This window comes from Streptomyces ovatisporus (assembly GCF_042653885.1).
Lineage (GTDB): Bacteria > Actinomycetota > Actinomycetes > Streptomycetales > Streptomycetaceae > Streptomyces > Streptomyces ovatisporus.
On the sequence record NZ_JBHSFH010000002.1, the window covers coordinates 54,881 to 73,988 of the forward strand.

Here is a 19,108-nt window from a genome sequence, read left to right on the forward strand (position 1 = left end):
AGATGCCGCGCAGTCTCAAGAAGGGGCCCTTCGTCGACGACCACCTGATCAAGAAGGTGGACTCGCAGAACGACGCAGGCTCCAAGAACGTCATCAAGACCTGGTCCCGCCGCTCGATGATCGTCCCGGCCATGCTCGGCCACACGATCGCGGTGCACGACGGCCGCAAGCACGTCCCGGTGTTCGTCACCGAGTCGATGGTCGGCCACAAGCTCGGCGAGTTCGCGCCGACCCGCACCTTCCGCGGCCACGTCAAGGACGACCGCAAGTCGCGTCGTCGCTGATGGGGGGTGTGAAGACTATGACTGACACCGAAGGGACAACCATGGAAGCCAGGGCCTCCGCGCGCTACGTGCGCGTCACGCCCATGAAGGCCCGCCGGGTGGTGGACCTCGTCCGTGGCATGTCTGCCACGGAGGCTCAGGCGGTCCTGCGCTTCGCCCCGCAGGCCGCGAGCGTGCCGGTGGGCAAGGTGCTGGACAGCGCAATCGCCAACGCCGCCCACAACTACGACCACACGGACGCCGACAGCCTCTTCATCTCCGAGGCATATGTCGACGAGGGCCCGACCCTGAAGCGGTTCCGGCCGCGCGCGCAGGGCCGCGCCTACCGGATCCGTAAGCGGACGAGCCACATCACCGTGGTCGTGAGCAGCAAGGAAGGAACCCGGTAATGGGCCAGAAGGTAAACCCGCACGGGTTCCGCCTCGGCATCACCACGGACTTCAAGTCGCGGTGGTACGCCGACAAGCTCTACAAGGACTACGTCAAGGAAGACGTCGCGATCCGCAAGATGCTCACTCAGGGCATGGAGCGGGCCGGCATCTCCAAGGTCGAGATCGAGCGCACCCGCGACCGTGTCCGGGTCGACGTGCACACCGCGCGTCCGGGCATCGTCATCGGCCGCCGCGGCGCGGAGGCCGACAGGCTCCGGGGCAACCTGGAGAAGCTGACCGGCAAGCAGATCCAGTTCAACATCCTCGAGGTCAAGAACCCCGAGACGGATGCGCAGCTGGTGGCCCAGGCCGTCGCCGAGCAGCTCTCCTCCCGCGTCTCCTTCCGTCGTGCCATGCGCAAGAGCATGCAGACGACGATGAAGGCCGGGGCCAAGGGCATCAAGATCCAGTGCGGTGGCCGTCTCGGCGGCGCCGAGATGTCCCGCTCGGAGTTCTACCGCGAGGGCCGCGTGCCCCTGCACACGCTCCGTGCGAACGTCGACTACGGCTTCTTCGAGGCCAGGACGACCTTCGGCCGTATCGGCGTGAAGGTCTGGATCTACAAGGGTGACGTCAAGAACATCGCTGAGGTCCGCGCCGAGAACGCCGCCGCCCGTGCGGGCAACCGCCCGTCGCGTGGTGGCGGTAACGACCGCCCCCGTCGTGGTGGCGAGCGTGGCGGTCGCGGCCGTAAGCCGCAGCAGCAGAGCGCACCCGCCGAGGCCCCCAAGGCCGAGGCAGTGGCTCCCGCTGGTGCGGCCGCAGAACCCGGCGCTGCCGGGAAGGAGGGCTGACCGCCATGCTTATCCCGCGCAGGGTCAAGCACCGTAAGCAGCACCACCCGAAGCGCTCGGGCATGGCCAAGGGTGGCACCGAAGTCAGCTTCGGTGAGTACGGCATCCAGGCAGTCACCGCCGCTTACGTGACGAACCGGCAGATCGAGGCAGCTCGTATCTCCATGACCCGTCACATCAAGCGTGGTGGCAAGGTCTGGATCAACATCTACCCGGACCGTCCGCTCACGAAGAAGCCGGCCGAGACCCGCATGGGTTCCGGTAAGGGTTCTCCGGAGTGGTGGATCGCGAACGTCAAGCCTGGGCGCGTGATGTTCGAGCTGTCCTACCCGAACGAGAAGATTGCCAAGGAGGCGCTCACACGCGCCGCCCACAAGCTTCCGATGAAGTGCCGGATCGTTCGGCGCGAGGCAGGTGAGTCGTGATGGCGGCCGGGACCAAGGCCTCCGAGCTGCGTGAGCTGGGCGACGAGGAGCTTCTCGGCAAGCTTCGCGAGTCCAAGGAAGAACTGTTCAACCTCCGCTTCCAGGCGGCGACCGGGCAGTTGGAGAACCACGGCCGTCTCAAGGCCGTGCGTAAGGACATCGCCCGGATCTACACCCTGATGCGTGAGCGCGAGCTGGGCATCGAGACGGTGGAGAGCGCCTGATGAGCGAGACGAATGTGACTGAGACGAAGCAGGAGCGCGGCTTCCGCAAGACCCGCGAGGGTCTGGTCGTCAGCGACAAGATGGACAAGACCGTCGTCGTCGCCGTCGAGGACCGTGTCAAGCACGCGCTGTACGGCAAGGTCATCCGCCGTACGAACAAGCTCAAGGCTCACGACGAGCAGAACGCCGCCGGGGTCGGCGACCGTGTCCTCCTCATGGAGACCCGGCCGCTGTCCGCGACCAAGCGCTGGCGCATCGTCGAGATCCTCGAGAAGGCGAAGTAACCAGTTCCGTCCAGGAATTGGCAGGCAAACAGCCTGGGGACCCCCAGGACAGTTCCGCCAGGCTCGGCAGGGCGCGCCCACTTCGGGCGTGACCCTGCCGGGAACCGGCAGACGATCAGGAGATAGACGTGATCCAGCAGGAGTCCCGGCTGCGCGTCGCCGACAACACGGGTGCGAAGGAGATCCTCACCATCCGTGTGCTCGGCGGTTCGGGCCGGCGCTACGCGGGCATCGGTGACGTCGTCGTCGCTACCGTCAAGGACGCGATCCCCGGCGGGAACGTGAAGAAGGGCGACATCGTCAAGGCCGTCATCGTGCGCACCGTGAAGGAGCGCCGTCGGCCCGATGGCTCGTACATCCGCTTCGACGAGAACGCGGCGGTCATCCTCAAGAACGACGGTGACCCCCGCGGCACCCGCATTTTCGGTCCCGTGGGCCGGGAGCTGCGCGAGAAGAAGTTCATGAAGATCATCTCGCTCGCGCCGGAGGTGCTGTAACCGATGAAGATCAAGAAGGGCGACCTGGTCCAGGTCATCACCGGCAAGGACAAGGGCAAGCAGGGCAAGGTCATCGTGGCCTACCCCCGCGAGGACCGCGTCCTGGTCGAAGGTGTCAACCGGGTCAAGAAGCACACCAAGGCCGGCCAGACCGCTCGTGGTTCGAAGACGGGCGGGATCGTGACGACCGAGGCTCCGGTCCACGTGAGCAACGTGCAGCTCGTGGTGGAGAAGGACGGCAAGAAGGTCGTCACCCGCGTCGGATACCGCTTCGATGACGACGGCAACAAGATCCGCGTTGCCAAGCGGACCGGTGAGGACATCTGATGACTGCCACCACAGAAGCACCGCGCCTCAAGCAGCGCTACCGCTCCGAGATCAAGGGCAAGCTGCACGACGAGTTCAAGTACGAGAACGTCATGCAGGTTCCCGGTCTCACCAAGATCGTGGTCAACATGGGTGTGGGCGACGCCGCCCGCGACTCCAAGTTGATGGACGGTGCCATCCGCGACCTGGCCACGATCACCGGCCAGAAGCCGGCCGTGACCAAGGCCCGTAAGTCCATCGCGCAGTTCAAGCTGCGTGAGGGCCAGCCGATCGGTGCCCACGTGACCCTGCGTGGCGACCGGATGTGGGAGTTCCTCGACCGCCTGCTGTCGCTCGCGCTGCCGCGCATCCGCGACTTCCGCGGTCTGTCGCCGAAGCAGTTCGACGGCAGGGGCAACTACACCTTCGGTCTCACGGAGCAGGTCATGTTCCACGAGATCGACCAGGACAAGATCGACCGGGTCCGGGGCATGGACATCACCGTGGTCACCACGGCGACCAGCGACGACGAGGGGCGTGCCCTGCTTCGTCACCTCGGATTCCCGTTCAAGGAGAACTGATCATGGCGAAGAAGGCTCTGATCTCCAAGGCCAGCCGCAAGCCGAAGTTCGCTGTCCGCGCGTACACGCGCTGCCAGCGCTGCGGCCGTCCGCACTCCGTCTACCGCAAGTTCGGCCTGTGCCGTGTGTGCCTTCGCCAGATGGCGCACCGCGGCGAGCTGCCGGGCGTGACCAAGAGCTCCTGGTAACCCTTTCCGCCGCCCGGGATGCGCTCCACAGGGGCGTCTCCCGGCGGCAGGATCCTCCGGGATCCAGGGTCAACCAGGGCTCTCGGTAAGAGCATCAAGGCCGTCGGGGGTCCATCCGCACATGGCTTAGGCTTGTGTGGTTGGGCGCTCGCCGTCCATGACCGTCTTACTACGCCGTAGGTCCCCGCACCCCACCCGTCCCGTCTGCGAAGTACGGGGAGAGGGAGGGCGCATACAGGAAACCCCGGCGAGAGAGGCCGAAGGCCATCACATGACCATGACCGATCCGATCGCAGACATGCTGACACGTCTGCGGAACGCGAACTCGGCGTACCACGACTCCGTTGCGATGCCGCACAGCAAGATCAAGTCGCACATCGCGGAGATCCTCCAGCAGGAGGGCTACATCACCGGCTGGAAGACCGAGGACGCGCCGGTCGGCAAGAACCTCGTTCTCGAGCTGAAGTTCGGGCCCAACCGCGAGCGCTCGATCGCCGGCATCAAGCGGATCTCGAAGCCCGGCCTGCGGGTCTACGCAAAGTCCACCAACCTGCCGAAGGTGCTCGGCGGCCTGGGCGTGGCGATCATCTCCACGTCGCACGGGCTCCTCACCGGTCAGCAGGCGCAGAAGAAGGGCGTGGGTGGGGAAGTCCTCGCCTACGTCTGGTAACGGAAGGGAACGGAGGAAAAGCAATGTCGCGAATCGGCAAGCTCCCCATCCAGGTTCCCGCCGGTGTGGACGTCACCATCGATGGCCAGGCGGTCGCCGTGAAGGGGCCCAAGGGTTCCCTCTCGCACACCGTTGCCGCGCCCATCGAGATCGCGAAGGACGATGACGGCAAGCTCGTCGTCACCCGTCCCAACGACGAGAGCCGGAACAGGGCCCTGCACGGTCTGTCCCGCACGCTGGTGGCGAACATGATCACTGGCGTGACCAACGGATTCAGCAAGGACCTCGAGATCAGCGGCGTGGGTTACCGCGTCCAGGCGAAGGGCTCCAACCTGGAGTTCTCCCTGGGCTACAGCCACCCGATCCTGGTCGAGGCGCCGGAAGGCATCTCGTTCAAGGTCGAGTCGCCGACCAAGTTCTCGGTCGAGGGCATCGACAAGCAGAAGGTCGGCGAGGTCGCAGCCAACATCCGCAAGCTGCGCCGCCCGGACCCGTACAAGGCCAAGGGCGTCAAGTACGCGGGCGAGACCATCCGCCGCAAGGTCGGAAAGGCTGGTAAGTAGCCATGGCATACGGCGTGAAGATCGCTAAGGGCGACGCCTACAAGCGCGCCGCCGCCAAGCGCCGTCACATCCGCATCCGCAAGAAGGTCTCGGGCACGCCCGTGCGCCCTCGTCTTGTGGTGACGCGCTCCAACCGTCACATGGTCGCCCAGGTCGTCGACGACCTGGCGGGGCACACTCTGGCTTCGGCGTCGTCGCTCGACTCGTCGATCCGCGGTGACGGCGACAAGAGCACGCAGGCCAAGCAGGTCGGCGCACTGGTCGCCGAGCGTGCGAAGGCCGCGGGTGTCGAGGCCGTCGTGTTCGACCGTGGCGGCAACAAGTACGCAGGGCGGATTGCCGCTCTGGCTGACGCCGCCCGTGAGGCCGGGCTCAAGTTCTGAGTGCGGTTCCTACGCAGCGGACGTAAACGAGAGAGGTAATTCCAATGGCTGGACCCCAGCGCCGCGGTGGCGGCGCCGGTGGCGGCGAGCGTCGGGACCGCAAGGGCCGGGATGGCGGCGCCGCCGCCGAGAAGACCGCGTACGTTGAGCGCGTTGTCGCGATCAACCGCGTGGCCAAGGTAGTCAAGGGTGGACGTCGCTTCAGCTTCACCGCGCTGGTCGTGGTGGGCGACGGTGACGGCACCGTGGGTGTCGGATACGGCAAGGCCAAGGAGGTGCCGGCCGCCATCGCCAAGGGTGTCGAGGAGGCCAAGAAGCACTTCTTCAAGGTCCCCCGCATCCAGGGCACCATTCCGCACCCGATCCAAGGTGAGGAGGCCGCGGGCGTCGTGCTGCTCAAGCCGGCTTCGCCCGGTACCGGTGTGATCGCCGGTGGCCCGGTGCGTGCCGTGCTCGAGTGCGCGGGCATCCACGACGTGCTCAGCAAGTCGCTCGGCTCCTCGAACCCGATCAACATCGTGCACGCCACGCGTGCGGCTCTGCAGGGCCTTCAGCGCCCCGAGGAGATCGCCGCCCGCCGTGGCCTGCCGCTCGAGGACGTGGCGCCTGCCGCACTGCTGCGGGCGCGTGCCGGGGTGAGTGCGTAATGGCTCGCCTGAAGATCACGCAGACTCGTTCCGTCATCGGTACGAAGCAGAACCACCGGGACACGCTGCGGACTCTGGGTCTCAAGCGGGTCCGCGACGTGGCCGTTCGCGAGGACCGTCCTGAGGTGCGCGGCATGCTGCACACCGTGCGGCACCTCATCACGGTCGAGGAGGTCGACTGAGATGGCGGAGAACAACCCGCTGAAGGTCCACAACCTCCGGCCGGCCCCGGGCGCCAAGACCGCCAAGACCCGTGTGGGTCGTGGTGAGGCGTCCAAGGGCAAGACCGCTGGACGTGGCACCAAGGGCACCAAGGCCCGTTACCAGGTTCCGGAGAACTTCGAGGGCGGGCAGATGCCGCTGCACATGCGGCTGCCCAAGCTCAGGGGCTTCCGCAACCCCGCCCACAAGCAGTTCCAGGTCGTGAACCTGGACAAGCTGGCCGCGCTCTACCCCCAGGGTGGCGAGGTCACGGTGGCCGATCTGGTCGCCAAGGGCGCAGTTCGCAAGAACGAGCTCGTCAAGGTGCTCGGCACCGGCGAGATCTCCGTGGCGCTGACGGTGACCGTCAACAAGGTCTCCGGTTCCGCCAAGGAGAAGATCGCCGCTGCCGGCGGCACCGTCAACGAGCTTGACTGAGTTCGCCGACTGACTGGCCGGGGATGTCCCAACGGGGCGTCCCCGGTCCGTCGTTCCACGGCGGGCACCGTCGCCGGTAAGGTGGCGGGCACTGTTGGTATCTGTCGACCCCCAAGACCGTCACCTCTCGCGCGCCAGACGCGGGGGGCGCAGGAGGCACCGTGCTCACCGCGTTCGCCCGGGCTTTTCAGACGCCCGACCTGCGAAAGAAGCTGTTGTTCACGCTCGGCATCATGGTGCTCTTCCGTTTGGGGCAGCACATTCCGGTGCCGGGTGTCAGCTTTGAGAACGTCAACCAGTGCATGAACGAGGCCAAGGGAAGCCAGGGTCTCTTCGGGCTGGTCAATATGTTCAGCGGTGGCGCACTGCTGCAGTTGACCGTTTTTGCGCTCGGCATCATGCCGTACATCACAGCGAGCATCATTCTTCAGCTGCTGGTCGTGGTCATTCCGCGGCTCGAGGCTCTGAAGAAGGAAGGCCAGGCCGGACAGGCCAAGATCACGCAGTACACGCGTTATCTGACGGTCGCGCTCGCGATTCTGCAGGCGACGGGCCTCGTCGCCACCGCACGCAGTGGCACCCTCTTCCCCCAGTGCCAGGTGCGCGACCAGATCGTGCCGGACCAGTCGATCTTCACCACCGCCACGATGGTGATCTGCATGACTGCGGGCACCGCGTTCATCATGTGGCTCGGTGAGCTCATCACCGACAAGGGCATCGGCAACGGCATGTCCATCCTGATGTTCGTGTCGATCGCCGCCGGCTTCCCCGGTGCGCTGTGGCAGATCAAGACGCAGGGCGACCTGGCCGACGGCTGGATCGAGTTCGGCATCGTCATCATCTGCGGCCTGGCGATGGTGGGGCTCGTGGTCCTCGTCGAGCAGGCGCAGCGCCGCATTCCCGTGCAGTACGCGAAGCGGATGATCGGGCGCCGCAGTTATGGCGGTACGTCCACCTACATTCCGCTGAAGGTCAATCAGGCGGGTGTGATTCCGGTCATCTTCGCGTCGTCGCTGCTCTACATCCCCGCGCTGATCGTTCAGTTCAGCAACTCGCAAGCGGACTGGGCACAGTGGATTCAGGCCCACTTCGTCAAGGGTGACCACCCGATTTACATCGTCACGTACTTCGTGCTGATCATTTTCTTCGCCTTCTTCTACGTCGCCATCTCCTTCAACCCCGAAGAAGTTGCGGACAACATGAAGAAGTATGGTGGCTTCATCCCGGGCATCCGGGCAGGTCGGCCCACTGCGGAGTACCTGAGCTATGTGCTGAACCGCATCACATGGCCGGGTGCGTTGTATCTGGGTCTGATCGCCCTGGTGCCGACCGTCGCGCTGATCGCGTTCGGTGCCCAGCAGGACTTCCCGTTCGGCGGGACGAGCATTCTGATCATCGTGGGCGTCGGACTCGAGACCGTGAAGCAGATCGAGAGCCAGCTTCAGCAGCGCAATTACGAAGGGTTCCTCCGCTGATGCGTATCGTCCTCGTCGGGCCGCCTGGCGCGGGTAAGGGAACGCAGGCCGCGTTCCTCGCCGAGAACCTGTCGATCCCGCACATCTCCACGGGCGACATCTTCCGCGCCAACATCAGCCAGGGCACGGAGCTCGGGCGGCAGGCGCAGGAGTTCATGCGCGCCGGGCAGCTCGTACCCGACGAGGTCACCATCGGCATGGCGAAGGACAGGATGGCCGAGCAGGACGCCGTGGACGGCTTCCTTCTCGACGGCTTTCCGCGCAACATCGCACAGGCCGAGGCCCTGGACCGCATCCTGGAGGAGAACGGCCAGAAGCTGGACGCCGTCCTCGACCTGGAGGTCCCGGAGGAAGAGGTCGTGAAGCGGATCGCGGGCCGCCGCATCTGCCGCAGCGACAGCAGCCACGTCTTCCATGCCGAGTACAGCGCCCCCAAGAAGGAGGGCGTGTGCGACGTGTGCGGCGGCGAGCTGTATCAGCGGGACGACGACCGCGAGGAGACCGTCCGCAAGCGGCTGGCGGTGTACCACAGCGAGACCGAGCCGATCATCGACCACTACAAGCGCCAGGACCTGGTCACCACGATCTCCGCCCTGGGCAAGGTGGGCGAGGTGACCGAGCGCGCGATGAACGCTCTACGGCAGAACGACTCCGTCGCCGAATGACCGGGAGACAGTGACCGGTCGATGCCTGATCCGTCCTGCGGTCGCGGCACCCCGCCAGGGGGCCGCGACCGTTTGGCGGTACGGCACACTTGTTGAAGCAGAAGCGCTGAATCCGTTCGGACGCAGACAGTAGGAAGCCGGCAAGGAGAGGCACCGTCCCATGGTGGAGATCAAGACCCCGGAGCAGATCGCGAAGATGCGCGAGGCGGGGCTGGTGGTCGCCGCGATGCACGACGCCTGCCGCGCCGCAGCGGTGCCCGGTGCCAGCACGAAGGATCTGGACGAGGTCGCCGCCAAGGTGCTCGCCGACCATGGGGCGAAGCCCAACTTCCTCGGCTACGGGGGTTTTCCGGGCAACATCTGCACCTCGGTCAACGACATCGTCGTGCACGGCATCCCCGACCGGGAGACGGTGCTGAAGGACGGCGACCTGCTCTCCGTCGACGCCGGCGCGATCGTCGACGGCTGGCACGGCGACGCCGCCATCACCGTCTTCGTCGGCGAGGGCCACTCCGCCGAGCAGCGCGAGCTGAGCCGGGTCACCGAAGAGTCCATGTGGGCGGGCCTCGCCGCCATGCGCAAGGGCAACCGTCTGGTCGACATCTCCAGGGCGGTCGAGGGCTACATCCGCCGGCAGCCGCGCCCCGCCTCCGGTTCGTACGGGATCGTCGAGGACTACGGCGGGCACGGCATCGGCTCGCAGATGCACATGGACCCGCACCTGCTGAACTACGTCGACCGCCGCCGTGGCCGGGGTCCGAAGCTGGTGCCCGGAATGTGTCTGGCGATCGAGCCGATGGTGACGCTGGGCACGCCCAAGACGCATGTGCTCTCCGACGACTGGACGGTCAAGACGAACGACGGCAGCTGGTCGAGCCACTGGGAGCACTCGGTGGCTCTGACCGAGGACGGCCCCCTCGTTCTCACCGCGCCCGACGGCGGCAAGGCGAAGCTCGCCGAGCTCGGGATCACGGCAGCTCCCGACCCGCTGGCCTGAGCCGCCGGTCCGCGGGACGCGGCAGCGGGGCGAAACGGACAGCCGCCCCACCCGTCCCTACTTGGCGCTGCCCCTGCATGATGATCATGGTTGCCGGGGAGACTGCCCGAATTCGTCTTTGCGGGGACCGTGACGTAGACTGGCTCGTCGGTCCCGGGGTTTTCGTATGCCCGGGGTCACCCCAGGTAGCCGATCCCGGAAGGTGAAGCGCTAGAGCATGGCCAAAAAACAAGGGGCCATCGAGATCGAGGGCACGGTCGTCGAATCTCTGCCGAATGCGATGTTCAAGGTGGAGCTTCAGAACGGTCACCAGGTTCTCGCGCACATCAGCGGCAAGATGCGGATGCACTACATCCGTATCCTTCCCGACGACCGGGTCGTGGTGGAGCTCTCTCCGTACGACCTGACCCGCGGGCGGATCGTCTACCGCTACAAGTAGCTCGACAGATCGAGCCGCCGGCCTGCTCCTGCGGGCGGCGGCCTGACCCGGAGAACCTCATCCCATGAAGGTCAAGCCGAGCGTCAAGAAGATCTGCGACAAGTGCAAGGTGATCCGCCGTCACGGCCGGGTCATGGTCATCTGCGACAACCTGCGCCACAAGCAGCGCCAGGGCTGACGCGACTCCGACCGAGCCTTCGCACCACTCGCACTCTTCGCGCGACGCAAGCGAAAAGTACATACGCAGACGCCCGACCCCCCGCCTGAAAATTCTTGCCGGTGGGGACGACACCCTCGGTCGGAGGCCGGGGACCTTGAACGTACGGCGCGTACGGACAGGGGACGGTGCTGCGGCAGACCTCCGCAAAGCAATCAGGAGCCAAACGAATGGCACGCCTCGCAGGCGTCGACCTCCCGCGCGAGAAGCGCGTCGAGGTCGCCCTCACCTACGTCTTCGGCATCGGTCGCACCCTTGCCCAGCGGACCCTCGGTGAGACCGGCATCAACCCCGACACCCGAGTGCGCGATCTCGCCGAGGAAGACCTCGTCAAGATCCGCGAGTACGTGGACAACAATCTCCAGGTCGAGGGTGACCTCCGCCGTGAGATCCAGGCCGACATCCGCCGCAAGGTCGAGATCGGCTGCTACGAGGGCCTGCGGCACCGCCGCGGTCTCCCGGTCCATGGGCAGCGCACCAAGACCAACGCCCGCACCCGCAAGGGCCCGCGTCGCGCGATCGCCGGCAAGAAGAAGCCGGGCAAGAAGTAGTCCGCACCGGACACGCTGCAAGCGGTCCGTGTTGCAGGACCGACCACCTCCACAGGAGTAAATCCATATGCCTCCGAAGGGCCGTACGGCCGGCGCCAAGAAGGTGCGCCGCAAGGACAAGAAGAACGTCCCCGCCGGGCACGCTCACATCAAGAGCACGTTCAACAACACCATCGTTTCGATCACCGACCCGACCGGCAACGTGATCTCCTGGGCCTCCGCCGGCCACGTCGGCTTCAAGGGCTCCCGGAAGTCGACGCCGTTCGCGGCGCAGATGGCTGCCGAGAACGCCGCACGCCGCGCGCAGGAGCACGGCATGCGCAAGGTGGACGTCTTCGTGAAGGGTCCCGGCTCCGGCCGTGAGACTGCGATCCGTTCCCTCCAGGCCACCGGCCTCGAGGTCGGTTCGATCCAGGACGTGACCCCGACCCCGCACAACGGCTGCCGCCCGCCCAAGCGTCGCCGAGTCTGACCAGCTGAAACAGGAGATCTGAGACTATGGCGCGTTACACCGGGGCCGACTGCAGGCGATGCCGTCGGGAGAAGCAGAAGCTCTTCCTCAAGGGGAGCAAGTGCGAGAGCGCGAAGTGCCCGATCGAGATCCGTCCTTACCCCCCGGGTGAGCACGGTCGCGGGCGCACCAAGGACTCCGAGTACCTGCTGCAGAAGCGTGAGAAGCAGAAGGCAGCTCGTATCTACGGCGTCCTGGAGAAGCAGTTCCGCGGGTACTTCAACGAGGCCAACCGTCAGCAGGGCAAGACTGGTGAGAACCTGCTGCGCATCCTCGAGACCCGTCTGGACAACGTGGTCTACCGGGCCGGCTTCGCCAAGTCCCGTGACCACGCCCGTCAGCTGGTGAAGCACGGGCACATCACCGTCAACGGGCGCAAGAACGACATCCCGTCGGCTCGCGTGTCCGTGAACGACATCGTCGAGGTCCGCGAGGCCTCCCGTAACCTGACGCCTTTCCAGGTGGCGGCTGCGGAGGCCGGCGAGAAGACGGTTCCGGCCTGGCTGGAGTCCATCCCGTCGAAGATGCGGATCCTCGTCCACTCGCTGCCCGAGCGCCAGGTGATCGACACCCAGGTGCAGGAGCAGCTGATCGTCGAGCTGTACTCCAAGTAGCAGCTCGTAAGGGACGGGTGGTACGGCGTCTGAACGCGTCGTGCCGCCCGTACCCTGTCAGTACGGCATCAAATAGCGGTTGCCGAAGACTGGAGGCATCACCCCATGCTGATCGCTCAGCGTCCGTCCCTGACCGAAGAGGTCGTCGACGAATTCCGCTCACGGTTCGTGATCGAGCCGCTGGAGCCGGGTTTCGGATACACCCTCGGCAACTCCCTGCGTCGCACGCTCCTCTCCTCGATCCCCGGTGCGGCTGTCACCAGCATCCGGATCGACGGTGTCCTGCACGAGTTCACGACCGTGCCGGGCGTCAAGGAGGACGTCACCGACCTGATCCTCAACATCAAGTCCCTCGTCGTCTCCTCGGAGCACGACGAGCCGGTCGTGATGTACCTGCGCAAGCAGGGCCCCGGCCTCGTCACGGCTGCGGACATCGCACCGCCGGCCGGTGTCGAGGTGCACAACCCCGACCTGGTCCTCGCCACGCTCAACGGCAAGGGCAAGCTGGAGATGGAGCTGACCGTCGAGCGCGGCCGCGGCTACGTCTCCGCCGTGCAGAACAAGCAGATGGGCCAGGAGATCGGCCGTATCCCGGTCGACTCCATCTACTCGCCCGTGCTCAAGGTCACGTACAAGGTCGAGGCGACCCGTGTCGAGCAGCGCACCGACTTCGACAAGCTGATCGTCGACGTCGAGACGAAGCAGGCCATGCGTCCGCGTGACGCCATGGCCTCGGCGGGCAAGACGCTCGTCGAGCTCTTCGGCCTGGCCCGCGAGCTGAACGTCGACGCCGAGGGCATCGACATGGGTCCGTCCCCGACGGACGCCGCGCTGGCCGCGGACCTGGCGCTGCCGATCGAGGAGCTGGAGCTGACGGTCCGCTCCTACAACTGCCTCAAGCGCGAGGGCATCCACTCCGTGGGTGAGCTCGTCGCGCGCTCGGAGGCCGACCTGCTCGACATCCGCAACTTCGGTGCGAAGTCGATCGACGAGGTCAAGGCGAAGCTGGCCGGCATGGGTCTCGCCCTGAAGGACAGCCCGCCCGGATTCGACCCGACGGCCGCCGCCGACGCCTTCGGCGCGGACGACGACACGGACGCGGGGTTCGTGGAGACCGAGCAGTACTGATCTGCGGTGGGGTGGCCGGCGGCTGCGACTGCCGGCCACCGCCCGTGACACACGGGGTCCTACGGCCCCGGGCCCTGGCCGGGAATCCCCCCGGCCGGGACTTCCCCTCGGCCCTGGCGGCCCTGGGGTACCTCCATCCCGGTACCTGATACGGCCGGAACTGCCACCGGTACCTGATACGGCCGGTGCAGGAACAGCGAAGGAGAAGCACGATGCCGAAGCCCACCAAGGGTGCCCGCATGGGCGGCAGCGCCTCGCACCAGAAGGCCATGCTGGCGAACCTCGCCACGGACCTTTTCGAGTACGGGCGCATCACCACCACCGAGGCGCGGGCCCGCCGGCTGCGTCCCGTGGCGGAGCGTCTGATCACCAAGGCGAAGAAGGGCGACCTTCACAACCGCCGTCAGGTCATGCGCACGGTCAAGGACAAGAGCGTGGTGCACACGCTGTTCACCGAGATCGGCCCGCGCTACGAGAACCGGCCGGGCGGTTACACGCGCATCACCAAGATCGGTCCCCGTCGTGGCGACAACGCTCCCATGGCGGTCATCGAGCTGGTGGAGGCCCTGACCGTGCAGCAGCAGGCTGTCGGTGAGGCCGAGGCGGCCACCAAGCGCACTGCCAAGGACGCCGCGGGAGACAAGGCCGCCGCGGACTTGAAGAAGGGCGCCGAGGCCGACGAGGCCAAGGGCGAGGAGGCAGCGGGCGAAGAGGCCGCAGCCGAGGAGTCCAAGGACTCCTGACGCGCTCGTAGAGCTCGTGAGCGGGCCCGTTCCCTTCGGGGGGCGGGCCTGTTCTTCTTACGCGGAGAGGATCGCTGCGTGACGGACGTGGTGGAGCCCGGCAGGGTACGGGTGCGGCTCGACCTGAGCTATGACGGCAAGGAGTTCTCGGGATGGGCGCGGCAGCGCGGACGGCGCACCGTGCAGGAAGAGCTGGAGAGCGCGCTCCGTGTGGTGATGCGGCTCGGCGCCGAGGAAGCGGCACAGGTCGAGCTGACGGTCGCGGGCCGTACGGACGCCGGGGTGCACGCGCGGGGGCAGGTGGCGCACGTCGACCTTCCGGAGCAGGTGTGGGAGGAGCACAGCGAGCAGCTCCTGCGGCGTCTGGCGGGGCGCCTGCCGATGGACGTACGGGTGTGGCGCGTCAGCGCTGCGCCGCCGCACTTCAACGCCCGCTTCTCGGCGGTCTGGCGGCGCTACTCGTACCGCGTGAGCGACCATCCGGGCGGCGTCGACCCGTTGTTGCGCGGGCACGTGCTGTGGCACAACTGGCCGCTGGACGCGGACGCCATGAACGAGGCGGCCCGACTGCTGCTCGGGGAGCACGACTTCGCGGCCTACTGCAAGAAGCGCGACGGCGCCACGACGATCCGCACGCTGCAGGCGCTGAGCTGGGAACGCCGTGCGGACGGAGTGCTGGAGGCGACGGTGAAGGCCGACGCGTTCTGCCACAACATGGTGCGTTCGCTGGTCGGGGCGATGCTTTTCGTGGGCGACGGCCACCGGCCGCCGTCCTGGCCGGGAGAGGTGCTGTCCGCGGGGGTGCGTGATTCCGCGGTGCACGTCGTACGACCGCACGGGCTCACGCTCGAAGAAGTCGGCTACCCGGCCGACGGGGAGCTGGCGGCGCGCAATCTCGCCGCCCGCAACAGGCGTTCGCTGCCCGTGGCCGGCACGGGGAACGCGGCGAGCAGCGCCGCGGGCTGCTGCTGAGCGCGGCGGGAACGCCCAGCCGGGCCGCCCGCGTCCTCCGGGGGCGCTACTCGGGCGAGGCCCCCACGGCCTTGGCCGCCTGCTCCTTGCCGCGCTGCTGGAGGCGTGCGTATGCGTACGTCGAGCCGTCGCGGCCGGCCTGCTCCGCCTGCTTGTCGGCGGCCGTGGACGGCTTGCCGTTGGTGCGCCCCGAGATCGTGAAGTAGGCGTACCGGCCGTAGGAGTTGGCCGTCGTGCGGCACGTGACGGTGCGGCAGAAGTCGGGCACGCCCTTGCCGGGCAGAGCGAGGAGGTTGGGCTTGTATCCCGCCTTCACGACGTTCGCGGTCCTGGCGTTGTCGAAGGCCGCGATGCCGACCGTGACGGCCAGGCCGTCCCGGGTGAAGGTCGCTCTGAAGAGGCTGATGCAGTCGTTCTTGCTGAGCACCGGCCCCAGGCCCGCGTGTGCCGCGTCCGTGCAGCCCTTGCTGGTGTCGGTGGCGGCCCGCTTGTACGGACGGCCGTTGATCTTGATGGTCTCGTTCGGGTAGAGCGTGGCGACGCTGAGGGGGGCCTTGTCGCGCCTGGCGTCCGATACGAAGTCGCGGGGCGGTGGGGGCGGCGGCGGCTCGTCCTTGAAGGTCGGCTCCGGCTGGCCCGCGGTGCTGGACGGCAGATCCTCGGGGGTGGGCAGGTCGCCGGACGGTTTGTCCGATGCGCTGCCGTTGCCGCCGCCCTCGACGACCGCCACCGCGACGATGCCGGCGACGGTGACGGTGGCCAGCGCGCTGACGCCGATGATCGTCCAGCGTCGTCGCCGTGCCCGGGTGCGTTCCGTCTGCTCGGCCAGTGCCGCCCAGTCGGGAGTGGAATGGTCTCCCTGGCCCCAATCGGGGCCACCCTGCCCAAAGCTCATGGGCGCATCTTATTCGGTTGGTTTCCGGGTGATGCCAGCGCGAGAATCCACAAACATGGGGCACCTCGAAGTCGCGCATCTGGATTACCACCTGCCGGACGGGCGGGCGCTGCTCGCCGACGTCTCCTTCCGGGTGGGGGAGGGTGCCTCGGTCGCGCTGGTCGGTCCGAACGGCGCGGGGAAGACGACGCTGCTGCGCATCATCTCCGGCGAACTCGCCCCGCACGGCGGCACGGTGACGGCCAGTGGGGGGCTGGGCGTGATGCCGCAGTTCGTCGGCACGGGCAGCGAACGCGACGACGAACGCACCGTCCGGGATCTGCTGGTCTCGGTGGCTCCACCCACGATCCGCAGGGCGGCGGAAGCGGTCGACGCGTCCGAACTGGCCGTCATGGAGGCCCCGTCGGAGGACGAGGCCACACAGATGCGGTACGCGCAGGCTCTCGCCGACTGGGCGGAGGTGCAGGGCTACGAGGCCGAGACCCTGTGGGACAAGTGCACCACCGCAGCGCTCGGCGTCCCCTACGAGAAGGCTCAGTGGCGCACGCTGAGCACCCTCTCCGGCGGCGAGCAGAAACGGCTGGTACTGGAGTCCCTGCTGCGCGGCAACGACGAGGTCCTGCTGCTGGACGAACCGGACAACTATCTGGACGTTCCGGGCAAGCGCTGGCTCGAGGAACGTCTCGAAGAGACCCGCAAGACCGTGCTGTTCATCTCCCACGACCGCGAACTGCTCGCGCAGGCCGCTGACAAGATCGTGAGCGTGGAGCCGAGTCCGTCCGGCAGCCAGGTATGGGTGCACGGCGGCGGATTCCGCAGCTATCACGAGGCCCGGCAGGAGCGGTTCGCCCGCTTCGAGGAGCTGCGCCGGCGATGGGACGAGAAGCGCGCGCAGTTGAAGAAGCTGGTCCTGGACATGCAGCAGTACGCGGCGCGCAGCCACGAGATGGCGTCCCGCTATCAGGCGGCGAAGACCCGGCTGCGGAAGTTCGAGGAGGCCGGTCCGCCGCCGGAGCCGCCGCGCGAACAGCGGATCACGATGCGGCTGCGCGGCGGACGTACCGGTGTGCGTGCCGTGACGTGCCAGGATCTGGAACTGACCGGCCTGATGAAACCGCTCAGCCTGGAGATCTTCTACGGCGAGCGCGTCGCGGTCCTCGGCTCCAACGGATCCGGCAAGTCGCACTTCCTGCGCCTCCTCGCGGACGGTCCGGACGGCACAGCCGTGGCCCACACGGGCAGCTGGAAGCTGGGTGCCCGCGTGGTTCCGGGTCACTTCGCACAGACGCACGCGCATCCGGAACTCGCCGGGCGCGCCCTGCTGGACGTCCTGTGGACAGAGCACTCCCTGGACAAGGGGGCGGCGATGTCGGCACTGCGCCGCTACGAGATGACCGGGCAGGCCGAGCAGCCCTTCGACCGGCTCTCGGGTGGGCAGCAGGCGCGCTTCCAGATCCTGCTGCTGGAGCTGGCCGGCACGACCGCACTGCTGCTGGACGAGCCCACCGACAACCTCGATCTGGAGTCCGCGGAGGCGCTCCAGCAGGGGCTGGAGGCGTATGAGGGCACGGTGCTGGCCGTGACGCACGACCGCTGGTTCGCCCGGTCCTTCGACCGCTTCCTGGTCTTCGGCGCGGACGGTGCCGTACGGGAGACGCCGGAACCCGTGTGGACCGAGGGGAGAGTGCAGCGACAGCGCTGAGCCGTCGCTGTGTCACCGACGTGAACGCCACCACAGAAGGCCTACGGATCAGACGGGGCGGCCCGGCCGACGCGCCGGCCGTTCTGGACATGCTCGACTCCGCGGTGGCCTGGATGAACGAGCGCGGCAACACCGAGCAGTGGGGCACGACGCCGTATTCACAGCAGCCCGGCGGGGTGGCGCGGGTCGAGCGGTACACGACCGAGAACGCCGTGTACATCGCGGAGTCGGACGGAGACCCTGCCGGAGCCATGGTGCTGGACTCCGGGCCCAGCCCGCGGCTGCCGATCGCGCCTGCCGGGGAACCCGAGCGCTACGTCCGGCTGCTGGTCTCCGACCGCAGGTACGGCGGTCGGGGCATCGGGGCGGCGCTGCTTGCCCATGCCGTCGAGGCCGGCCCGGCGGGCGGACGTCGGGCTGCTGAGGGTGGACTGCTGGGCGGGAGGTGGGGGCGGACTGACCGCTTTCTACGAGCGGAACGGCTTCACTGCCACCGACCGGTTCCTGTCCGGTTCCTGGCCGGGACAGGTGCTGGCGCGTCGGGTCGCCTGACGCGGACGGGAAACGTGCGGTCACAGCCCGTGCCTCCCCGCTTTGACCCGTACGGGTGCGCCCCGGTAAGCTGCCGGTTCGTTGTGTGTATTGGCTTGCTCATTCTCACGTGGGAGGGCCTTACACCCGGCCCACCGGCCGATGACCAGCGACCAGTACCCGCGGCCCGCGTCACCGCGGTGTGGTCAAGCCTGTCGTGATCTGCCAGGTGGCCTTGTCAGGACCTTTCTCCTGGGCCCCGCGCTCAGAGAGACCCACTCACAGAAGCGAAGGCTACGACCGTGCGTACGTACAGCCCCAAGCCCGGCGATGTCCAGCGCCAGTGGCACGTCATCGACGCGCAGGACGTTGTCCTGGGCCGTCTGGCCACCCAGGCCGCCACCCTTCTCCGGGGCAAGCACAAGCCGGTGTACGCGCCTCATGTCGACACCGGTGACTTCGTCATCATCATCAACGCCGACAAGGTGCACCTTTCCGGCAACAAGCGGATCCAGAAGATGGCCTACCGCCACTCCGGTTACCCGGGTGGTCTGCGGTCCGTCCGCTACGACGAGCTGCTGGAGAAGAACCCGGAGAAGGCCGTCGAGAAGGCGGTCAAGGGCATGCTCCCCAAGAATTCGCTGGGCCGTCAGATGCTTTCGAAGCTGAAGGTCTACGCGGGCGACCAGCACCCGCACAGCGCCCAGCAGCCGGTGCCGTTCGAGATCAGCCAGGTCGCGCAGTAAGTCCGG

The 19,108-nt window shown here is 67.3% G+C and carries 30 protein-coding genes and 1 pseudogene; 30 read left to right on the top strand and 1 reads right to left on the bottom strand.

The features are described from left to right. Positions 1–2: 2 nt before the first annotated feature. The 27 genes from rpsS (at position 3) to truA (ending at position 15,228) form a co-directional block, all read left to right on the top strand. Positions 3–284, top strand: a complete 282-nt coding sequence (rpsS, locus tag ACFPA8_RS00465; RefSeq protein ID WP_386440525.1) for a 30S ribosomal protein S19 — start codon at positions 3–5, stop codon at positions 282–284. A gap of 41 nt (positions 285–325) precedes the next feature. Beyond that, positions 326–673, top strand: coding sequence for a 50S ribosomal protein L22 (gene rplV / locus ACFPA8_RS00470; RefSeq protein WP_326692778.1), 348 nt, complete (start codon positions 326–328; stop codon positions 671–673). After that, entirely contained in the window at positions 673–1,509 is an 837-nt protein-coding gene (gene rpsC / locus ACFPA8_RS00475; protein ID WP_045867039.1) for a 30S ribosomal protein S3, read from the top strand. The genes rplV and rpsC overlap by 1 nt, the downstream gene beginning before the upstream one ends. Before the next feature lie 5 nt (positions 1,510–1,514). Beyond that, entirely contained in the window at positions 1,515–1,934 is a 420-nt protein-coding gene (gene rplP / locus ACFPA8_RS00480) for a 50S ribosomal protein L16 (RefSeq protein WP_184775586.1), read from the top strand. Continuing rightward, positions 1,934–2,158 carry a 50S ribosomal protein L29 gene (rpmC, locus tag ACFPA8_RS00485; protein ID WP_028433254.1) on the top strand — a complete coding sequence of 75 codons (225 nt, stop codon included), beginning with the start codon at positions 1,934–1,936 and terminating at the stop codon, positions 2,156–2,158. Before rplP ends, rpmC begins: the two co-directional genes overlap by 1 nt. Then, positions 2,158–2,442, top strand: coding sequence for a 30S ribosomal protein S17 (rpsQ, locus tag ACFPA8_RS00490; protein WP_070017418.1), 285 nt, complete (start codon positions 2,158–2,160; stop codon positions 2,440–2,442). The genes rpmC and rpsQ overlap by 1 nt, the downstream gene beginning before the upstream one ends. 128 nt (positions 2,443–2,570) lie before the next feature. Beyond that, positions 2,571–2,939: a 50S ribosomal protein L14 gene (gene rplN, locus ACFPA8_RS00495; RefSeq protein ID WP_019354942.1), complete on the top strand. Its 369-nt coding sequence runs from the start codon at positions 2,571–2,573 to the stop codon at positions 2,937–2,939. Positions 2,940–2,942: 3 nt separating this feature from the next. Further along, positions 2,943–3,266, top strand: coding sequence for a 50S ribosomal protein L24 (rplX, locus tag ACFPA8_RS00500; RefSeq protein WP_028433869.1), 324 nt, complete (start codon positions 2,943–2,945; stop codon positions 3,264–3,266). Then, entirely contained in the window at positions 3,266–3,826 is a 561-nt protein-coding gene (rplE, locus tag ACFPA8_RS00505; RefSeq protein WP_189039218.1) for a 50S ribosomal protein L5, read from the top strand. Before rplX ends, rplE begins: the two co-directional genes overlap by 1 nt. A gap of 2 nt (positions 3,827–3,828) precedes the next feature. Further along, the gene (locus tag ACFPA8_RS00510; RefSeq protein ID WP_028433259.1) at positions 3,829–4,014 is read left to right on the top strand and encodes a type Z 30S ribosomal protein S14; all 186 of its coding nucleotides are present in this window, start codon (positions 3,829–3,831) and stop codon (positions 4,012–4,014) included. Between the two features lie 271 nt (positions 4,015–4,285). Further along, positions 4,286–4,684 carry a 30S ribosomal protein S8 gene (rpsH, locus tag ACFPA8_RS00515; RefSeq protein WP_045867043.1) on the top strand — a complete coding sequence of 133 codons (399 nt, stop codon included), beginning with the start codon at positions 4,286–4,288 and terminating at the stop codon, positions 4,682–4,684. 23 nt (positions 4,685–4,707) lie between these two features. Further along, positions 4,708–5,247: a 50S ribosomal protein L6 gene (gene rplF / locus ACFPA8_RS00520; RefSeq protein ID WP_045867044.1), complete on the top strand. Its 540-nt coding sequence runs from the start codon at positions 4,708–4,710 to the stop codon at positions 5,245–5,247. A 2-nt stretch (positions 5,248–5,249) separates the two neighbouring features. Beyond that, positions 5,250–5,630 carry a 50S ribosomal protein L18 gene (rplR, locus tag ACFPA8_RS00525; RefSeq protein WP_045867045.1) on the top strand — a complete coding sequence of 127 codons (381 nt, stop codon included), beginning with the start codon at positions 5,250–5,252 and terminating at the stop codon, positions 5,628–5,630. Between the two features lie 44 nt (positions 5,631–5,674). Beyond that, positions 5,675–6,277: a 30S ribosomal protein S5 gene (gene rpsE / locus ACFPA8_RS00530; protein WP_055485893.1), complete on the top strand. Its 603-nt coding sequence runs from the start codon at positions 5,675–5,677 to the stop codon at positions 6,275–6,277. Further along, entirely contained in the window at positions 6,277–6,459 is a 183-nt protein-coding gene (rpmD, locus tag ACFPA8_RS00535; protein ID WP_386440535.1) for a 50S ribosomal protein L30, read from the top strand. The genes rpsE and rpmD overlap by 1 nt, the downstream gene beginning before the upstream one ends. A 1-nt stretch (position 6,460) precedes the next feature. Then, positions 6,461–6,916: a 50S ribosomal protein L15 gene (gene rplO, locus ACFPA8_RS00540; protein ID WP_386440538.1), complete on the top strand. Its 456-nt coding sequence runs from the start codon at positions 6,461–6,463 to the stop codon at positions 6,914–6,916. Positions 6,917–7,077: 161 nt separating this feature from the next. Continuing rightward, positions 7,078–8,391 (top strand): preprotein translocase subunit SecY, encoded by a 1,314-nt coding sequence (gene secY / locus ACFPA8_RS00545; protein ID WP_386440540.1) that lies wholly within the window; start codon positions 7,078–7,080, stop codon positions 8,389–8,391. Then, complete coding sequence (locus ACFPA8_RS00550) at positions 8,391–9,056, top strand: adenylate kinase (protein ID WP_386440543.1); 666 nt, start codon at positions 8,391–8,393, stop codon at positions 9,054–9,056. The genes secY and ACFPA8_RS00550 overlap by 1 nt, the downstream gene beginning before the upstream one ends. A gap of 160 nt (positions 9,057–9,216) precedes the next feature. Beyond that, positions 9,217–10,053, top strand: coding sequence for a type I methionyl aminopeptidase (gene map / locus ACFPA8_RS00555; protein WP_386440545.1), 837 nt, complete (start codon positions 9,217–9,219; stop codon positions 10,051–10,053). Between the two features lie 217 nt (positions 10,054–10,270). Beyond that, positions 10,271–10,492: a translation initiation factor IF-1 gene (infA, locus tag ACFPA8_RS00560; protein ID WP_003948620.1), complete on the top strand. Its 222-nt coding sequence runs from the start codon at positions 10,271–10,273 to the stop codon at positions 10,490–10,492. Positions 10,493–10,556: 64 nt separating this feature from the next. Further along, positions 10,557–10,670: a 50S ribosomal protein L36 gene (gene rpmJ, locus ACFPA8_RS00565; RefSeq protein ID WP_003956441.1), complete on the top strand. Its 114-nt coding sequence runs from the start codon at positions 10,557–10,559 to the stop codon at positions 10,668–10,670. A gap of 209 nt (positions 10,671–10,879) precedes the next feature. After that, complete coding sequence (gene rpsM, locus ACFPA8_RS00570; RefSeq protein ID WP_028433879.1) at positions 10,880–11,260, top strand: 30S ribosomal protein S13; 381 nt, start codon at positions 10,880–10,882, stop codon at positions 11,258–11,260. Between the two features lie 67 nt (positions 11,261–11,327). Further along, positions 11,328–11,732, top strand: coding sequence for a 30S ribosomal protein S11 (rpsK, locus tag ACFPA8_RS00575; RefSeq protein ID WP_028433270.1), 405 nt, complete (start codon positions 11,328–11,330; stop codon positions 11,730–11,732). Positions 11,733–11,758: 26 nt separating this feature from the next. Beyond that, on the top strand, positions 11,759–12,385 hold the full coding sequence (rpsD, locus tag ACFPA8_RS00580) for a 30S ribosomal protein S4 (RefSeq protein ID WP_189039223.1): 627 nt from the start codon (positions 11,759–11,761) through the stop codon (positions 12,383–12,385). Positions 12,386–12,490: 105 nt separating this feature from the next. Further along, positions 12,491–13,513 carry a DNA-directed RNA polymerase subunit alpha gene (locus ACFPA8_RS00585; protein WP_045867053.1) on the top strand — a complete coding sequence of 341 codons (1,023 nt, stop codon included), beginning with the start codon at positions 12,491–12,493 and terminating at the stop codon, positions 13,511–13,513. A gap of 212 nt (positions 13,514–13,725) precedes the next feature. After that, complete coding sequence (gene rplQ / locus ACFPA8_RS00590; RefSeq protein WP_386440548.1) at positions 13,726–14,256, top strand: 50S ribosomal protein L17; 531 nt, start codon at positions 13,726–13,728, stop codon at positions 14,254–14,256. Positions 14,257–14,334: 78 nt separating this feature from the next. Then, positions 14,335–15,228 carry a tRNA pseudouridine(38-40) synthase TruA gene (gene truA / locus ACFPA8_RS00595; protein ID WP_386440551.1) on the top strand — a complete coding sequence of 298 codons (894 nt, stop codon included), beginning with the start codon at positions 14,335–14,337 and terminating at the stop codon, positions 15,226–15,228. A gap of 46 nt (positions 15,229–15,274) precedes the next feature. On the opposite strand, the gene ACFPA8_RS00600 is transcribed toward truA, so the two are convergent. Beyond that, positions 15,275–16,123 carry a hypothetical protein gene (locus ACFPA8_RS00600; RefSeq protein WP_386440554.1) on the bottom strand — a complete coding sequence of 283 codons (849 nt, stop codon included), beginning with the start codon at positions 16,121–16,123 and terminating at the stop codon, positions 15,275–15,277. Positions 16,124–16,178: 55 nt separating this feature from the next. Here ACFPA8_RS00600 and ACFPA8_RS00605 point away from each other — a divergent pair, with 55 nt between their 5' ends. The 3 genes and pseudogenes from ACFPA8_RS00605 (at position 16,179) to rplM (ending at position 19,102) form a co-directional block, all read left to right on the top strand. Further along, entirely contained in the window at positions 16,179–17,825 is a 1,647-nt protein-coding gene (locus ACFPA8_RS00605; protein WP_386440557.1) for an ABC-F family ATP-binding cassette domain-containing protein, read from the top strand. Between the two features lie 89 nt (positions 17,826–17,914). Then, positions 17,915–18,377, top strand: a pseudogene (locus ACFPA8_RS00610) (GNAT family N-acetyltransferase). 281 nt (positions 18,378–18,658) lie between these two features. Then, complete coding sequence (rplM, locus tag ACFPA8_RS00615; RefSeq protein ID WP_189039230.1) at positions 18,659–19,102, top strand: 50S ribosomal protein L13; 444 nt, start codon at positions 18,659–18,661, stop codon at positions 19,100–19,102. The last annotated feature ends 6 nt before the right edge of the window (positions 19,103–19,108 follow it).

Excerpts from the sequence above, each read along its gene's own strand:
- ACFPA8_RS00550 (WP_386440543.1), top strand. The coding sequence starts at position 8,391 with ATGCGTATCGTCCTCGTCGGGCCGCCTGGCGCGGGTAAGGGAACGCAG.
- rpsK (WP_028433270.1), top strand. The coding sequence starts at position 11,328 with ATGCCTCCGAAGGGCCGTACGGCCGGCGCCAAGAAGGTGCGCCGCAAG.
- rpsE (WP_055485893.1), top strand. The coding sequence starts at position 5,675 with ATGGCTGGACCCCAGCGCCGCGGTGGCGGCGCCGGTGGCGGCGAGCGT.
- rplO (WP_386440538.1), top strand. The coding sequence starts at position 6,461 with ATGGCGGAGAACAACCCGCTGAAGGTCCACAACCTCCGGCCGGCCCCG.
- ACFPA8_RS00600 (WP_386440554.1), bottom strand. The coding sequence starts at position 16,123 with ATGAGCTTTGGGCAGGGTGGCCCCGATTGGGGCCAGGGAGACCATTCC.
- ACFPA8_RS00585 (WP_045867053.1), top strand. The coding sequence starts at position 12,491 with ATGCTGATCGCTCAGCGTCCGTCCCTGACCGAAGAGGTCGTCGACGAA.
- rpsD (WP_189039223.1), top strand. The coding sequence starts at position 11,759 with ATGGCGCGTTACACCGGGGCCGACTGCAGGCGATGCCGTCGGGAGAAG.
- rplF (WP_045867044.1), top strand. The coding sequence starts at position 4,708 with ATGTCGCGAATCGGCAAGCTCCCCATCCAGGTTCCCGCCGGTGTGGAC.
- rplR (WP_045867045.1), top strand. The coding sequence starts at position 5,250 with ATGGCATACGGCGTGAAGATCGCTAAGGGCGACGCCTACAAGCGCGCC.
- rplE (WP_189039218.1), top strand. The coding sequence starts at position 3,266 with ATGACTGCCACCACAGAAGCACCGCGCCTCAAGCAGCGCTACCGCTCC.
- rplP (WP_184775586.1), top strand. The coding sequence starts at position 1,515 with ATGCTTATCCCGCGCAGGGTCAAGCACCGTAAGCAGCACCACCCGAAG.
- rpsM (WP_028433879.1), top strand. The coding sequence starts at position 10,880 with ATGGCACGCCTCGCAGGCGTCGACCTCCCGCGCGAGAAGCGCGTCGAG.
- infA (WP_003948620.1), top strand. The coding sequence starts at position 10,271 with ATGGCCAAAAAACAAGGGGCCATCGAGATCGAGGGCACGGTCGTCGAA.
- rpsH (WP_045867043.1), top strand. The coding sequence starts at position 4,286 with ATGACCATGACCGATCCGATCGCAGACATGCTGACACGTCTGCGGAAC.
- rpsS (WP_386440525.1), top strand. The coding sequence starts at position 3 with ATGCCGCGCAGTCTCAAGAAGGGGCCCTTCGTCGACGACCACCTGATC.
- rplQ (WP_386440548.1), top strand. The coding sequence starts at position 13,726 with ATGCCGAAGCCCACCAAGGGTGCCCGCATGGGCGGCAGCGCCTCGCAC.
- rpmC (WP_028433254.1), top strand. The coding sequence starts at position 1,934 with ATGGCGGCCGGGACCAAGGCCTCCGAGCTGCGTGAGCTGGGCGACGAG.
- rpmD (WP_386440535.1), top strand. The coding sequence starts at position 6,277 with ATGGCTCGCCTGAAGATCACGCAGACTCGTTCCGTCATCGGTACGAAG.
- ACFPA8_RS00605 (WP_386440557.1), top strand. The coding sequence starts at position 16,179 with ATGGGGCACCTCGAAGTCGCGCATCTGGATTACCACCTGCCGGACGGG.
- rpsQ (WP_070017418.1), top strand. The coding sequence starts at position 2,158 with ATGAGCGAGACGAATGTGACTGAGACGAAGCAGGAGCGCGGCTTCCGC.
- rpsC (WP_045867039.1), top strand. The coding sequence starts at position 673 with ATGGGCCAGAAGGTAAACCCGCACGGGTTCCGCCTCGGCATCACCACG.
- map (WP_386440545.1), top strand. The coding sequence starts at position 9,217 with ATGGTGGAGATCAAGACCCCGGAGCAGATCGCGAAGATGCGCGAGGCG.
- ACFPA8_RS00510 (WP_028433259.1), top strand. The coding sequence starts at position 3,829 with ATGGCGAAGAAGGCTCTGATCTCCAAGGCCAGCCGCAAGCCGAAGTTC.
- rplV (WP_326692778.1), top strand. The coding sequence starts at position 326 with ATGGAAGCCAGGGCCTCCGCGCGCTACGTGCGCGTCACGCCCATGAAG.
- rplX (WP_028433869.1), top strand. The coding sequence starts at position 2,943 with ATGAAGATCAAGAAGGGCGACCTGGTCCAGGTCATCACCGGCAAGGAC.
- rpmJ (WP_003956441.1), top strand. The coding sequence starts at position 10,557 with ATGAAGGTCAAGCCGAGCGTCAAGAAGATCTGCGACAAGTGCAAGGTG.